Here is a 13,802-nt window from a genome sequence, read left to right as displayed (position 1 = left end):
TGACCATGGTGCCCGGTGGAGGATGCCCGGCGACACGAGGTGGAGGTGACCGACCATGACCGCAGCGGTGTTCGGCCACGACGGACCGTGGACCGAAGAGGAGTACCTCACCCTCGGCAAGACGTCCCAACGCGTCGAACTCTTCGACGGGAGCCTCCACGTGACCCCAGCCCCCACCCCCCGCCACCAGAACATCTCGGGAGAACTGCGGGCCGCGCTGCGGCAGCCGGCCCGCAGTGCGCACCTGCGGGTCCTGGAGGCGGTCAACGTCCGCCTCAAGCCGGGCCGGATCACCATTCCCGATCTCGTCGTCACCGGCGAGATCGACTTCGACGAGGTCTACATCGAGGCACACGACGTCCGTCTGGTCTGCGAGATCATCTCGCCCGGCAACGCGGCGACCGACAAGGTCCTCAAGATGCACTACTACGCCGCCGCCGGGATCGAGTGGTACCTGCTGATCGAGCAGCAGAACGGCAACCTGCACCTCTACCGGCGACACGGTCGGCACTACCTGGAGCAGACGGTCGCCAAGGTCGGGGAGACGCTCGACCTCACCGAGCCGGTCCGGGTGAGCATCCGTCCCGAGGAGCTACTGCCCTGACGGATGTCGGTGGGCTCGCCTACTGTCGGTCCATGACCGAGTTCGACGCCGCAGCCGCCGCCGTGCAGGCCGCCCTCGACGCGGGCGCCCGGTATGCCGACGCCCGGGTGATGCACCTGCGCTACGAGTCGATGTCCGCCCGCAACGGCGACATCGAGGAGCTGACCCAGCACGAGAGCATCGGCCTGGGCGTACGCGCGCTGGTGGGGTCGGGGTGGGGCTTCCACGCCGTACCCGAGCTGTCCGACGCGGCGGCGCGCGAAGCCGGGCGGCGGGCGGCGGCGGTGGCTGCCGCGAGCGCCCGGGTGCCCGGCCCCCCGATCACGCTGACCCCGGCCGAGCCGGCGGTGGCGAGCTGGGCCTCCGGGTGCGCGGTCGACCCGCTCGGCGTGGCGCTGTCCGACAAGGGCGACCTGCTGGTCCGGGCCACCGGGACGGCCCGCGACCAGGGGGCCGACCTGGCCGAGGGGCTCTACCAGATCTGGGACACCCGCAAGTGGTTCGTCTCCAGCGAGGGGCACCGCATCGACCAGCACATCCGCGAGTGCGGCGGCGGCATCTCGGCCACCTCGATCGGCGAGCACGAGACCCAGCGCCGCTCCTGGCCGAGCTACCGGGGTCAGTACGGCACCACCGGGTGGGAGCTTGTCGAGTCGCTGGACCTGGCCGGGCACGCCGCCCGGATCGCCGACGAGTCGCGGGCGCTGCTCACCGCGCCCGAGTGCCCGGCCGGCGAGACCGACCTGATCCTCGGCGGCGAGCAGCTCGCCCTGCAGATCCACGAGTCGGTCGGGCACGCCATCGAGCTGGACCGGATCCTCGGCTGGGAGGCCGCCTTCGCCGGCACCTCCTGGCTCGACCTGGCCCAGCTCGGCTCGCTGCGCTACGGCTCCGAGCTGATGAACGTCACCATCGACCCGACGATCCCCGGCGCTCTGGGCAGCTTCGGCTTCGACGACGAGGGCTCCCCGGCGGTCAGACGCGACGCGGTACGCGAGGGCCGCTGGGTAGGCGTGCTCGCCGGCCGGGACTCGGCCGCCGTCGCCGGCCTGGACCACGGCGGCAGCGTACGGGCCGACGGGTGGGCCCGGCTGCCGATGGTGCGGATGACCAACGTGGGCCTGGAACCCGGCCCGCACACCCTCGACGAGATCATCGCGGCCACCGACGACGGGGTGCTGATGGACATCAACCGATCCTGGTCGATCGACGACCGGCGGCTCAACTTCCAGTTCGGCTGCGAGATCGGCTGGGAGGTGCGCAACGGCCGACGCGGCCGGATGCTGCGCAACCCCACCTACACCGGCATCGGGCCGCTGTTCTGGCGGTCGATGGACATGCTCTCCTCCGAGACCGTGCCGTGGGGCACCCCGAACTGCGGCAAGGGCCAGCCCGGCCAGATCGGGCACACAGGTCATCCGGCGGCACCGGCCCGGTTCCGCAACGTCCGGGTGGGGGTGCGCGCATGACCGGCCTGCGGGACGCCGGGGCGACCGAGCTGGACGTCGCCGCCCGGGTGGTGGAGCTGGTCCGCGAGGTGGCCGGACCGGCCGCCGAGGCCGAGGTCACCGTCGTCCGGCACGACCTGGCGCTGACCCGGTTCGCCAACTCCTTCATCCACCAGAACGTCGCCGAGTCGGGGGTGAGCGTCCGGCTGCGGGTGCACCTCGACGGCCGGACGGCCGCCGGTGGCGGCAGCCTGGTCGACCCGGACGGGTTGCGGGCCCTGGTCGGGCGCACCCTCACCGCAGCCCGGCTCTGCCCGCCCGACCCGGCCTGGCCGGGGCTGACCCCACCCTCGTCGGTGCACTCCAACGGCCTGCTCGACGAGGCCACCGCCTATGCCGAGCCGGCGGCCCGCGCCGACCGGGTCCGCGCCTTCGTCGACGCGGTGGGCGGGTTGGAGGCGGCCGGTTACTGCCGCACCTCCTACCGGTCGGGGGCGTTCGTCAACTCGGCCGGCCAGTCGGCGCAGGGGCGGACCACCGAGGCGGCGATGGACGGCATCGCCCGGTCCGGTGGCGCGGACGGGGTGGCCCGGCTCTGCGCCGGTCGCCTCGACGGGCTGGACGGCGCGGCCCTCGGCGCGCGGGCGGCGGCCAAGGCACGGGCCGCCGCCGACCCGGTCGAGCTGCCCCCGGGCCGGTACGAGGTGGTCCTCGAACCGGCCGCCGTGGCCGACCTGCTGCAGAATCTCGCCTGGTACGGCTTCAACGGCAAGCGGCACACCGAACGCCAGTCGTTCGCCAGCCCCGGCGCCGCCCAGTTCGACCCGGCGGTGACCCTGGTCGACGACCCGACGTACGGCGGCGAGATGCCGTTCGACCTGGAGGGCACCCCGCGCCGGGCGCTCACCCTGGTCGAGGCGGGCACCACCCGCGGGGTGGCCCACGACCGGCGCAGCGCCGCCGGGGCGGGCACCACGTCGACCGGTCACGGGACGCCCGGCGGGTCCACCTTCGGCCCGGTCCCGCGCAACCTGCGCCTGCTCGGCCACACCGGGGCGGACGACGCGGCGACCGGTCCGGTCCCGACCGTCGGCCCGGTGGCGGGTGGCCCGGCGGCCGACGGCCCGGTGGCGGGGGCGGTGGTGGATGCGGACACCGCCGCACTTGTCGCACCGATGGCCCGGGGGCTGCTGGTCAGCGACTTCTGGTACACCCGGGTACTCGACCCGAAGAGCCTGGTGATCACCGGGTTGACCCGCAACGGGGTGTGGCTGGTGGAGGACGGCGTGCCGGTGCGGGCGGTACGGAACCTCCGCTTCACCGAGGCGTACCCCCGGGCGTTGGGGCCCGGTGCGGTGCTCGGCCTCGGCCGGCGGCCGGTCCGTCAGCCGGACCGGATCGACGGCGGCTGGTGGGAGGGGCCGCCGCTGCGGCTGGCCTCGTGGAACTTCACAGGCGGCGCGTCCGGCTGACCGGTCGCCGCCCACGCGTCTGCGCCGAAGCAGGCCCAGCAGCGCACCGCCACACACCGCACCGCCACACACCGCACGCCGACCTGCCGCGCAGCCCGCCGGCAACGCCACGACGGCCGACGGCCGACGGCCGACGGTAAAACGATCATGGCTCGGGTCTTTCCAAGGTGCGGGACACACGGGACACTGCGTTGCGCGGCCCGACCGTGATGATCGGCGTAACGTGTGTCACTTAGCTGCGCCGATGTCCCGGCGCGGTCGCCTGCGTGCCGCAAGACGTGGCAGTGGACACGGTCCGGCCGGTCCGCTGACCGCACGGAACGTGAACCGCCGCCCGCGAGGGCCCGTCCCGTCAGGAAGACGACTCGAATGACATCAACGGCAACGAAGCCGCGGGGTGCGCGGGCGCGCGCCGCCATCGCGGCGAAGACGTTGCGAACCGACCGCTGGTGGTTCGCCCCCCTGATCACCGTCGTCGGGCTCAGCGCCTGGGTGGCGTACGCGACCGTCCGGGTGTTCATGCACAAGTGGTACTGGGTGGACCAGTACCACTACCTGACCCCGTTCTACTCCCCCTGTGTGACCGACAGATGTGTCGAGGGCTCCTCGCACTTCGGCAGCTTCCTGCCCGGCTGGTGGATCATCCCGGACGCGGCGCTGACCCTGCCGTTCCTGCTGCTGTTCCGGCTCACCTGCTACTACTACCGCAAGGCGTACTACCGGTCGTTCTGGTTGTCGCCGCCGGCCTGTGCGGTGCCGGACGGGCACAAGTCCTACTCCGGGGAGACCCGGTTCCCGCTGCTCGGGCAGAACCTGCACCGCTACTTCTTCTACGCCGCCGCGATCATCTCGCTGATCAACACCTGGGACGCGGTCCTGGCCTTCCACTCCCCGGAGGGTTTCGGCTTCGGGCTGGGCAACATCATCCTGCTGGTCAACGTGGTGATGCTCTGGGCGTACACGATCTCCTGCCACTCCTGCCGGCACATCATCGGCGGCCGGCTGAAGCACTTCTCCGCGCACCCGGTGCGGTACCGGGCCTGGACGTTCGTGTCCAAGCTGAACACCCGGCACATGCAGCTCGCCTGGATCACCCTCGGCACGCTGGCCTTCACCGACTTCTACGTGATGGCCATCGCCGCCGGCTGGTTCACCGACCTGCGGTTCATCAACTAGAGGGCGCGCCGACATGACCACTACCACTCGCATCGAACGACACCACTACGACGTCGTCGTGATCGGAGCCGGCGGCGCCGGCCTGCGCGCGGCGATCGAGGCCCGGCTCGCCGGCAAGAAGACCGCGATCATCTCCAAGTCGCTCTTCGGCAAGGCGCACACCGTGATGGCCGAGGGCGGCGCGGCAGCCGCGATGGGGAACGTGAACAGCCGGGACAACTGGCAGGTGCACTTCCGCGACACCATGCGCGGCGGCAAGTTCCTCAACAACTTCCGGATGGCCGAGCTGCACGCGAAGGAGTCGCCGCAGCGGATCTGGGAGCTGGAGACGTACGGGGCGCTCTTCGACCGGACCAAGGACGGGAAGATCTCCCAGCGCAACTTCGGCGGGCACGAGTACCCGCGGTTGGCGCACGTCGGCGACCGGACCGGCCTGGAGCTGATCCGCACCCTCCAGCAGAAGATCGTCTCCCTGCAGCAGGAGGACAAGCGCGACCTCGGCGACTACGAGGCCCGGATCAAGGTCTTCTCCGAGACCACCATCACCGAGCTGCTGCTCGACGGCGCCGGGACGGACGGCCACAGGATCGCCGGCGCGTTCGGCTACTACCGGGAGTCCGGGGAGTTCATCCTCTTCGAGGCCCCGGCGGTGGTGCTGGCCACCGGCGGCGTCGGCCGGTCCTACAAGGTCACCTCGAACTCGTGGGAGTACACCGGGGACGGGCACGCGCTGGCCCTGCGGGCCGGGGCCACGCTGATCAACATGGAGTTCCTCCAGTTCCACCCGACCGGCATGGTCTGGCCGCCCTCGGTGAAGGGCATCCTGGTCACCGAGTCGGTACGCGGCGACGGCGGCGTGCTGAAGAACTCCGACGGCAAGCGGTTCATGTTCGACTACGTCCCCGACGTCTTCCGCAAGCAGTACGCGGAGACCGAGGAGGAGGCGGACCGCTGGTACACCGACCCGGACAACAACCGACGCCCGCCGGAGCTGCTTCCCCGCGACGAGGTCGCCCGCGCGATCAACAGCGAGGTCAAGGCCGGTCGGGGTACGCCTGCCGGTGGCGTCTTCCTGGACATCGCCTCCCGACGTTCGGCCGAGGAGATCCGGCGCCGGCTGCCGTCGATGTACCACCAGTTCAAGGAGCTGGCCGACGTCGACATCACGGCCGAGCCGATGGAGGTCGGGCCGACCTGTCACTACGTGATGGGCGGCGTCGAGGTGGACCCGGACTCCGGGGCCGCGCACGGCACGGTGCACGGGCTGTTCGCTGCCGGTGAGGTCTCCGGTGGCATGCACGGCTCCAACCGGTTGGGTGGCAACTCCCTGTCCGACCTGCTGGTCTTCGGCAAGCGGGCGGGCGGGCACGCGGCGTCGTACACCGATCAGTTGGCCTCGCGGCCGAAGGTGCCGGTGGGCGCGGTGGAGACCGCCGTGGAGACGGCGCTGGCGCCGTTGCAGCGGGACACCGGGGAGAACCCGTACACCCTCCAGCAGGACCTCCAGGCGGTGATGGGGGATCTGGTCGGGATCATCCGGCGGGAGGGCGAGCTGGTCGACGCCCTGCGCCGGTTGACCGAGCTGCGGGAGCGGGTGGCGAAGGTGAGCGCGGTCGGCGGCAGACGCTACAACCCGGGCTGGCACCTGGCGCTTGACCTGCGCAACATGCTCGTCGTCTCGGAGTGCACCGCGAAGGCGGCGCTGGAGCGGCAGGAGTCGCGCGGCGGGCACACCCGGGAGGACTTCCCGACGATGGACCCCAGGTGGCGTCGGGTCAACCTGGTCTGTGCGCTGGACGGCGACACCGTACGCCTGGAGCACAAGCCGCTACCGAAGATGCGGGCCGAGCTGATCGGCCTCTTCGACCGTACCGAGCTGGGCAAGTACCTGACCGACGAGGAGCTGGCCGACTTCGACGCCCTCACCGAGGAGGCGAGCAACTGATGGGAAGCAAGAGGGAGTTCCGCATCTGGCGGGGCGACGAGACCGGCGGTGACCTCCAGGACTACTCGGTCGAGGTGAACGAGGGCGAGGTCGTCCTCGACGTCATCCACCGGCTCCAGGCCACCGACGCGCCTGATCTGGCCTGCCGGTGGAACTGCAAGGCGGGCAAGTGCGGCTCCTGCTCGATGGAGATCAACGGTAAGCCGCGGCTGAGCTGCATGACCCGGATGTCGACGTTCGAGGAGACCGAGACCGTCACGGTCACCCCGCTGCGGACCTTTCCGGTGATCCGGGACCTGGTCACGGACGTCTCGTTCAACTACGAGAAGGCCCGGGAGACGCCGGCCTTCGCCCCGCCGGCCGACCTGGCCCCTGGCGAGTACCGGATGCAGCAGGTCGACGTGGAGCGCTCGCAGGAGTTCCGCAAGTGCATCGAGTGTTTCCTGTGCCAGAACGTCTGTCACGTGATCCGCGACCACGAGGAGAACAAGCCGGCTTTCTCCGGGCCCCGGTTCTTCATCCGGGCCGCCGAGCTGGACATGCACCCGCTGGACGCGAAGACCGACCGCAAGCAGTACGCGCAGCAGGAGCAGGGGCTCGGCTTCTGCAACATCACCAAGTGCTGCACCGAGGTCTGCCCCGAGCACATCAAGATCACCGACAACGGGATCATCCCCATGAAGGAACGGGTCGTCGACCGCAGGTACGATCCCCTGGTATGGCTCGGTAGCAAGATCTTCCGTCGGGGCGAGACGCCCCAGAGCACCGCGAACAGCGCGGGAAAGGGGTCCGCGGTGCACAGCGGCGCTCGTCAGACTGGGGTCCACTCGCACGCCGGCGGCTCCGGCGACCCGGGCGCGGAGGCCCAGGCGCAGCAGGGCGTGAACTGGCACCGCGAGGTCCCGCACCCGACCATGCCGGCGGTCGACGACCGGGGCCGGCTCCCGCTGACGGAGTTGACCTTCGACCGGGCGGCGGCCCCGTCGCCGTTCGGCGACGACCTCACCTTCCCGCTGCCGCCGGAGCACCTCAACTTCGCCCACCCGAAGCAGGACGAGAAGCCCTCGGGCGAGGGTGACAGGCACTGACGCCACGCGACAGGCGGTAAGCGGCACGACAGGCGGCGGGGGCCACGGCGGAAGCCGTCGGCCCCCGTCCCGTTCCGGCCGGGTGTCCGGCCCGGTCAGTCGGAGTCCAGCAGCGGGCGGAGGGCGGCGACGATGGGGGCATCGGCGGGGAGCCAGGTGACGCTGTGCAGCTCACCGGCGGCGAGCCAGCGCATCGCGGAGTGCTCCAGCGCGCGCGGCTGGTCGCCGTGCAGCAGGCGGGCCGCGTACACCTTGAGCACCGACCGGCCGTGGGCCATCCGGACGTCCCGGCCGACCCGGTCGCCGATCTCCACCCGGACGGCCAACTCCTCGGCGCACTCGCGGATCAGCGCCGCCGTCTCGCTCTCGCCCGGCTCGACCTTGCCGCCGGGGAACTCGAACATGCCGGCCACCTCGGGCGGCGCGGTACGCGCGCAGGCGAGCACCCGCCCGGCGGAGATGATCGCCGCGCCCACGACCACCTTCGGCTCGCGCCGGTCGGCCTGTCCGTTACCGCTACACCGTTCGGTCTGCACGGGCGTCCAGCGTGCCAGATCAATAGTCGTTTTGGGTACCGTCGCCGACCGGTAGGCCAATAAGAGACGGAAGTGTGGGCGTGGACACACCGCCGTCAGGTCGACAGACTGGTGACACCACGAGGACACGGGACGGCGACGATTTGGCCACAAGCCGGCAACGGCGCCTGGGAGGTGCGGTGATGCGCGCGCTGTTCACCAGTCGAACCAAGCACGACTATCTCAGTGACGCCCTCACGCTCCTGCACGGGTGGACCCGCGACGGTGAGCAGATCCGGCGCACCCTGGTGATGGACGACGCCCAGCACGCGGCGCTCACCGAACGGGTCAAGGTCGTCGCGGACGCGCTGCGGTTGCGGCCGGACATCAGCCGGCGGGACACCGAGACGCGGATCCGGGTGGGGCACGGGGACGGGGAACCGCTCACCGAGGGTGAGGTGCTGCTCGCCGCCCGGATCGAGGACGCGTACCGCGCGGTGACGGAGCACTGAGGTGCGGGTCACCGCATCGGCTCCCCCTGCGCGGTGGGCAACCCCAGGGCCTGGCGTACGGCCAGCTCGGTGGCCGGGTCCGGGTGCTGCCCGGCCTGCGCGACGACCTGGAGCAGTCGGCCCTGGTCCGGCTCACCGTCGGCGTCCCGCCAGGCCGGTTCGTCCTGCTCCATCTCGGTGAGCAACCGCTCCATCGCCGGCCGGACCGCCTCCGGCCAGGGCTCCCTGCGCAGTCGGAACCACATGTCGGTGTGGATGGTCTCGGCCCTCCGGACCGCGTCCCGGAGGGTGGCCGGTGGGCTGGTCTGTGCGCCGGCCACCAGCGCCGCCCGCGTCTCGGTCCACTCCCGGCTGGCCAGCAGGTAGCCGAGCTGTGCCGGGTCGAGCACCGTGGTGTCCATCCGCAGCGGCCGGGACAGGGCGGTCGGGGCGGTCAGGTAGCAGGTGATCGTGGGGTCGGTGGACCAGTCGACCCGGGTCGGCAGGTACCAGCTCAACCGCACCTCGGCGGGCAACCCCAGCGGGTCCACCACGTAGCTGCGCTGCCGCTGCCGGCAGAGCGCCTCCGCCCGCTGGGAGAGCACCGCCGCGCCGGGATACCGCTCGTCGGCGGAGCGTTCGTACGCCGGGAAGTCGTCGACGTACTCGGCCTGGTGTGGGGTGTCGCACGCCACCCGGGTGACCTGCTCGGGTGCGGTCCGGCTGGCGGTGGCGCCGGTGGGGATCCGGAAGCAGTCCCCCACCCGCAGCCCGCGCAGACCGGTGCCGGGGTCGGAGCCGGTGAACACGATGCCCAGGGCCACCAGACCGGCCAGCACCCATCCGCCGAACAGCACCAGCCCGGCGACCACCAGGCCCTTCCCCCGCTCGCCGTCCCGCCTGATCCGACGCAACGCGAACCCGGCGGTGACGGCGGCGAGTACGCCACCGAGCAGGCCGAACACCAGGGTGGCGACGGCCAGCCGGTTCAGCCGGCCCCGGACGGCCGGCGGCTGCGGCCAGGGTTCCCAGTCGGGCACGGCTGTGGAACCCGGTTGGCGGGCCGGGGCCGCGTCCTCACCACCGGTCGGCACCGGGGTGGCGGACGCCCGGCGGGCCAGGGCCGCACTCTCGTCACCTGTCGGTGCCGGCACCGGCTCCGGCCGCGCCTCGCCGGTGGATGGCGTCTCGGAACGTTCGCTGGTCACGCCGCTTCCCTCCCCCGTCGCCCGCGTCTGGCCAGGCATGGCGAGACTAGTCGACCGGACCAACCAGCGGGGAAGGGCCGATGCTGGCGGGCGTCTCCTACCGTGGGATCCATGGCAAATGCGACGTACGACCGCAAGGAGCAGTTCCAGCAGATCCAGAGTGGACTGCTCGACGGGGAACAGATCATCGCCGTCTACGACGCCGTCGGCACCGGCACCGGGTTCATCGGCCTGACCGACCGGCGGGTGATCATCCAGGACCGCTCGTTCGTGGGGAAGAAGTACGCGATCACCAGCATCCCGTACTCGAAGATCACCAGTGTGAGCGTGGTGAGCAACAAGTCCTGGGGCGGGGAGTTCTTCTCCACCGGCTCGATCGCGGTTCACGTCGGCACCCACACCTACGAGGTGGAGTTCCGCGGCGCGCAGAAGAGCCACCACGTGCACAACGTGATCCTGCACTACATCTCCTGACCCCCGCCCCGCCCGCCGCCACCACGGGCCGCGACGACCGCCTCCCGGCCGGCGGGAGGCGTCCCGGTGGCGATGAGGGCGTCGAGGATGTCCCGGGCCGCGGCCAGCCGCTGCATGGACGCGGTGATCCGCGCCCGCTCCTCGGCGAGGCCGTCCAGCAGCTCGGGGCAGGTGGGGGCGAGCACCGTGGTGTCGTCCGGCACGCAGGGCAGGATCTCGGCGATCACCGCCGTTCCGAGCCCGGCCGACAGGAGCAGCCGGATGTGCCGCACCGTGGTCAGCGCCTGCTCGCCGTAGTCTCGGTAGCCGCTCGACCGCCGCTCGGGCCGCAGCAGGCCCTGCTCCTCGTAGTAGCGCAGGGCCCGGGTGCTCACCCCGGCCCGCCGGGCCAGTTCGCCGATCCGCATGCGTACAGGAGATCGCGGACTTGACCTTCACGTCAACGTCAAGGTCTACCGTCGCCGGCATGAGCGATCGACAACTCACGTACCGCGACCCGGTGGCGGTGCTCGGCCTGGGCCCGATGGGCCAGGCGCTCGCCGCCACCCTGATCTCCGCCGGCATTCCGACGACCGTCTGGAACCGTACGCCGGAACGGGCCGCACCTCTCGTCGCGCGGGGCGCGACGGCCGCACCGACAGTCACCGGGGCGGTCCGGACCGCCACCCTCGTGATCACCTGCCTGCGGGACCCGGCGGCGGTCGACGCCGTGCTGGCCGCCCATGACGACTGGGGCGACCGGACGGTCGTCGACGTCACCACCGGCCGACCGGACGAGGCGCGCAAGCTGGCCGACTGGGCCGACAATCACGGCGTCGACCTGGTCAAGGGGGCCATCCTGACCCCGACCCCGACGATCGGCACCCCGGCCGCCACGGCACTGTGGTGCGGCAGCCGGTCCGCCTTCGACGCCGCCCGGCCCGTCCTGGCGACCTTCGGCGGCACCCCTGCCTTCCTCGGGCCGGACCCGGGCGCGGCGGCGGCGTACGACATGGCGCTGCTCGACCTGTTCGGCACCGCGGTCAGCGGCCTGACCCACGCCTTCGCGCTGGCCTCGGCCGAGGGCATCGCCCCCGGCTCGTTCGCCAGGTACGCCGCCGGGATCGCCCCGATGCTCGGGGAGATGACGGCCCGCTTCGCCGACCAGCTCGCCGAGGAGCGGTTCCCCGGCGACCGGTCAACCATCGCCTCGGCCCACTCGGGCATCACCCACGTCATCGAGACCGCCGACACCCACGGGATCGACTCCGGGGTGCTGCGCGCCGCCCGGTCCGTCATCGGACGGGCCGTCACCGCCGGTCACGGCGAGGACGGTCTCGCCCGGCTGGCCCGGTTCCTCGCCCCGGCCCGCTCCGCCTGACCCCCGCCGGGCCGGCGACCCTGCGATACTCCTCGGCATGCGGAGCAGGTTCTCCACTGTGGTCCGACGACTGCGCCGTGCCGACGGTCGGCGTGCCCGCTGGTTACGCCGCGCCGTCGTCGCGGCCGTCGTCGGCCTGATGCTGCTGGCCGGCGGCACCGTGGCGAGCGTGGCCTGGATCCGCAGCGACGCCGACGGGCACGTCTTCGCCGAGGACGACGTCCCCGAGGCACCCGTCGCCCTGGTGCTGGGCACCATGGTGCAGTCCGACGGCACGCCGTCGCCGTTCCTCACCGCCCGGCTGGAGATCGCGCGGCGACTGCTCGCCGCCGGCCGGGTGCACGCCATCCTGCTCTCCGGCGACAACATGAACCCGGGCTACGACGAGCCGACCGCGATGCGACGCTGGCTGCTCGGGCACGGGGTGCCGGCGGACCGGGTGGTGCTCGACTACGCCGGTTTCGACACCTACGACTCCTGCGCCCGCGCCAAGCGGATCTTCGGGGTGGACCGGGCCACCGTGGTGACCCAGTCCTTCCACCTGCCCCGCGCCGTGGCGGTGTGCCGTCGGCTCGGCATCGACGCCAGCGGGGTGGGCGACGAGACCGCCCGCGCGGACGACCTGAGGTGGCGGATCAGCTCCACCCGCGAGTATGGCGCGTGTGTGAAGGCCATGCTCGACCTGCTGTCCGGGCGCGACCCGACCCACCTCGGTCGCCGCGAGACAGGCGTGGACGACGCGTTGCGCGATGGTTGACCGGCCGCCCCGGCCGGGCGGCCGTACGTGGAGCCGACGGAAGTGGGTGCGGTGTGTTCCTGCGTGACGTGCTCGCCACCGACGTCGAGGCGTACCTGCGGATGCGCTGCGACCCGGTGATGATGGCCGAACTCGGCGGGCCGTTGCCGGCCGCGCACGTGGCCCGGCAGGTCCGCCGGGACGCCGAGCTGGCCGCCGACGGCACCGCACTGATCAAGATGATCGTGGTGGACGACACCGTCGCCGGGACCGTCACCCTGTGGCGGCACGGGTCGGACGACGAGGCGGTCACCGAGATCGGCTGGATGGTGCTGCCCGGGTTCCAGGGCCGGGGCCTCGCCAAGCAGGGCGTCCGGACACTGCTCGACCAGGCGCGCGCCGAAGGACGCTGGGGCGTCGTACACGCCTTCCCGGCGGTCACCAACGGCCCGTCGAACGGGATCTGCCGGGCGCTCGGGTTCACCCTGCTCGGCGAGGAGGACGTCGAGTTCAACGACCAGGTCATCACCACCCGACACTGGACGCTCGACCTGACCGGCCGGCCCGAGCGGCCGGAAACCCGGTTGCCCGCTGACTGACGCACTGCTTGGCTCCGGGCGCGAAGCCGACCGGAGGGAGCAGACGACATGCCGTACGCAGCGAAGTCCACTCAGGAAGGGACCATCCCCCACCAGACGGAATCGAGACTTCGTGACTACCAGCAGTTCCACGACCACGGCGCGGGTCAGCGCCGATAGCAGCGGTCCGGCGGTCGTTCCGAAAGGAGGCCGCTGATGTCGGTCTTCGACGATCCGGGGCACTTCGGCCGGCTGTGGGCCGACAGCTACGACGGCACGGGTAACCCGGACCCGGTACCGGCGGTGGACTTCCTCGTCGAGCGGGCCGGCGGCGGCCCGGTGCTCGAACTCGCCATCGGGACGGGTCGGGTGGCGCTGCCGCTCGCCGACCCGGCCGGCTTCGACCGGGACGAGCAGGTACAGATGCGGTCGGTGACCGAGGACTCGGCCACCATCCGGCTGCACCAGTACGACCGGACCGCACAGACCTTCGTCCGGCAGACGATCACCTTCGACCGCGAGGGCGTGCACCTGGCGCCATTCGCGATGCGGTACTGCTGGCCGGAGCAGATCGACGAGCTGGCGGACCGGGCCGGTCTACGGCTCGTCGAACGGTACGCCGACTGGCACCGGCAGCCGTTCGACGCCACAAGCACGTCGCACATCTCGGTCTACCGGCGCTGAGGGGTGGACCGGCCGGGGTCGGG

Annotated in this window: 15 protein-coding genes; 12 read left to right on the top strand and 3 right to left on the bottom strand. The window is 71.9% G+C overall.

Going from position 1 to position 13,802, the window contains the following annotated elements:
- Positions 1–55 precede the first annotated feature (55 nt).
- The 6 genes from OHQ87_RS29305 (at position 56) to OHQ87_RS29280 (ending at position 7,733) form a co-directional block, all read left to right on the top strand.
- Positions 56–604, top strand: coding sequence for a Uma2 family endonuclease (locus OHQ87_RS29305; protein WP_328343126.1), 549 nt, complete (start codon positions 56–58; stop codon positions 602–604).
- A 32-nt stretch (positions 605–636) separates the two neighbouring features.
- The gene (locus OHQ87_RS29300; RefSeq protein WP_328343124.1) at positions 637–2,073 is read left to right on the top strand and encodes a TldD/PmbA family protein; all 1,437 of its coding nucleotides are present in this window, start codon (positions 637–639) and stop codon (positions 2,071–2,073) included.
- Positions 2,070–3,524 carry a TldD/PmbA family protein gene (locus OHQ87_RS29295; RefSeq protein WP_328343122.1) on the top strand — a complete coding sequence of 485 codons (1,455 nt, stop codon included), beginning with the start codon at positions 2,070–2,072 and terminating at the stop codon, positions 3,522–3,524. The genes OHQ87_RS29300 and OHQ87_RS29295 overlap by 4 nt, the downstream gene beginning before the upstream one ends.
- Before the next feature lie 369 nt (positions 3,525–3,893).
- A complete protein-coding gene (locus tag OHQ87_RS29290; protein WP_328343120.1) occupies positions 3,894–4,700 on the top strand; it encodes a hypothetical protein in 807 nt (268 codons plus the stop codon).
- Between the two features lie 13 nt (positions 4,701–4,713).
- Complete coding sequence (locus OHQ87_RS29285) at positions 4,714–6,645, top strand: fumarate reductase/succinate dehydrogenase flavoprotein subunit (protein ID WP_328343118.1); 1,932 nt, start codon at positions 4,714–4,716, stop codon at positions 6,643–6,645.
- Positions 6,645–7,733: a succinate dehydrogenase/fumarate reductase iron-sulfur subunit gene (locus OHQ87_RS29280; protein ID WP_328343116.1), complete on the top strand. Its 1,089-nt coding sequence runs from the start codon at positions 6,645–6,647 to the stop codon at positions 7,731–7,733. Before OHQ87_RS29285 ends, OHQ87_RS29280 begins: the two co-directional genes overlap by 1 nt.
- Before the next feature lie 95 nt (positions 7,734–7,828).
- Here OHQ87_RS29280 and OHQ87_RS29275 read toward each other — a convergent pair whose 3' ends face one another.
- Entirely contained in the window at positions 7,829–8,269 is a 441-nt protein-coding gene (locus OHQ87_RS29275) for a (deoxy)nucleoside triphosphate pyrophosphohydrolase (protein ID WP_328343114.1), read from the bottom strand.
- A 182-nt stretch (positions 8,270–8,451) separates the two neighbouring features.
- Between OHQ87_RS29275 and OHQ87_RS29270 the strand changes: the two genes are divergently transcribed.
- The gene (locus tag OHQ87_RS29270) at positions 8,452–8,760 is read left to right on the top strand and encodes a 4a-hydroxytetrahydrobiopterin dehydratase (protein WP_328343112.1); all 309 of its coding nucleotides are present in this window, start codon (positions 8,452–8,454) and stop codon (positions 8,758–8,760) included.
- 8 nt (positions 8,761–8,768) lie between these two features.
- Here the strand turns inward: OHQ87_RS29270 and OHQ87_RS29265 are convergent, their stop codons facing one another.
- Positions 8,769–9,947 carry a DUF4190 domain-containing protein gene (locus OHQ87_RS29265; RefSeq protein ID WP_328343111.1) on the bottom strand — a complete coding sequence of 393 codons (1,179 nt, stop codon included), beginning with the start codon at positions 9,945–9,947 and terminating at the stop codon, positions 8,769–8,771.
- Positions 9,948–10,058: 111 nt separating this feature from the next.
- Here OHQ87_RS29265 and OHQ87_RS29260 point away from each other — a divergent pair, with 111 nt between their 5' ends.
- Complete coding sequence (locus tag OHQ87_RS29260; protein WP_091241571.1) at positions 10,059–10,421, top strand: PH domain-containing protein; 363 nt, start codon at positions 10,059–10,061, stop codon at positions 10,419–10,421.
- Here OHQ87_RS29260 and OHQ87_RS29255 read toward each other — a convergent pair.
- Positions 10,409–10,828, bottom strand: coding sequence for a MerR family transcriptional regulator (locus tag OHQ87_RS29255; protein WP_328343108.1), 420 nt, complete (start codon positions 10,826–10,828; stop codon positions 10,409–10,411). The genes OHQ87_RS29260 and OHQ87_RS29255 overlap by 13 nt on opposite strands.
- Positions 10,829–10,887: 59 nt before the next feature.
- On the opposite strand from OHQ87_RS29255, the gene OHQ87_RS29250 reads away from it, so the two are divergent.
- From OHQ87_RS29250 to OHQ87_RS29235, 4 genes are all read left to right on the top strand, one after another.
- Entirely contained in the window at positions 10,888–11,781 is an 894-nt protein-coding gene (locus OHQ87_RS29250) for an NAD(P)-dependent oxidoreductase (RefSeq protein WP_328343106.1), read from the top strand.
- A 37-nt stretch (positions 11,782–11,818) separates the two neighbouring features.
- Positions 11,819–12,538 (top strand): SanA/YdcF family protein, encoded by a 720-nt coding sequence (locus tag OHQ87_RS29245; RefSeq protein ID WP_328343104.1) that lies wholly within the window; start codon positions 11,819–11,821, stop codon positions 12,536–12,538.
- Positions 12,539–12,591: 53 nt separating this feature from the next.
- The gene (locus tag OHQ87_RS29240; RefSeq protein WP_328343103.1) at positions 12,592–13,116 is read left to right on the top strand and encodes a GNAT family N-acetyltransferase; all 525 of its coding nucleotides are present in this window, start codon (positions 12,592–12,594) and stop codon (positions 13,114–13,116) included.
- 195 nt (positions 13,117–13,311) lie between these two features.
- Positions 13,312–13,779, top strand: coding sequence for a hypothetical protein (locus OHQ87_RS29235; protein WP_328343101.1), 468 nt, complete (start codon positions 13,312–13,314; stop codon positions 13,777–13,779).
- Positions 13,780–13,802 lie beyond the last annotated feature (23 nt).

The organism is Micromonospora sp. NBC_00421 (assembly GCF_036017915.1).
Taxonomy (GTDB): Bacteria; Actinomycetota; Actinomycetes; order Mycobacteriales; family Micromonosporaceae; genus Micromonospora.
Note: the sequence above shows the minus strand (reverse complement) of the source record. Positions and strands in the feature narration are given on the sequence as shown.

Coding starts and splice junctions, on each gene's coding strand:
- OHQ87_RS29300 (WP_328343124.1), top strand. CDS start 637: ATGACCGAGTTCGACGCCGCAGCCGCCGCCGTGCAGGCCGCCCTCGAC.
- OHQ87_RS29245 (WP_328343104.1), top strand. CDS start 11,819: ATGCGGAGCAGGTTCTCCACTGTGGTCCGACGACTGCGCCGTGCCGAC.
- OHQ87_RS29250 (WP_328343106.1), top strand. CDS start 10,888: ATGAGCGATCGACAACTCACGTACCGCGACCCGGTGGCGGTGCTCGGC.
- OHQ87_RS29285 (WP_328343118.1), top strand. CDS start 4,714: ATGACCACTACCACTCGCATCGAACGACACCACTACGACGTCGTCGTG.
- OHQ87_RS29270 (WP_328343112.1), top strand. CDS start 8,452: ATGCGCGCGCTGTTCACCAGTCGAACCAAGCACGACTATCTCAGTGAC.
- OHQ87_RS29280 (WP_328343116.1), top strand. CDS start 6,645: ATGGGAAGCAAGAGGGAGTTCCGCATCTGGCGGGGCGACGAGACCGGC.
- OHQ87_RS29290 (WP_328343120.1), top strand. CDS start 3,894: ATGACATCAACGGCAACGAAGCCGCGGGGTGCGCGGGCGCGCGCCGCC.
- OHQ87_RS29305 (WP_328343126.1), top strand. CDS start 56: ATGACCGCAGCGGTGTTCGGCCACGACGGACCGTGGACCGAAGAGGAG.
- OHQ87_RS29235 (WP_328343101.1), top strand. CDS start 13,312: ATGTCGGTCTTCGACGATCCGGGGCACTTCGGCCGGCTGTGGGCCGAC.
- OHQ87_RS29255 (WP_328343108.1), bottom strand. CDS start 10,828: ATGCGGATCGGCGAACTGGCCCGGCGGGCCGGGGTGAGCACCCGGGCC.
- OHQ87_RS29260 (WP_091241571.1), top strand. CDS start 10,059: ATGGCAAATGCGACGTACGACCGCAAGGAGCAGTTCCAGCAGATCCAG.
- OHQ87_RS29295 (WP_328343122.1), top strand. CDS start 2,070: ATGACCGGCCTGCGGGACGCCGGGGCGACCGAGCTGGACGTCGCCGCC.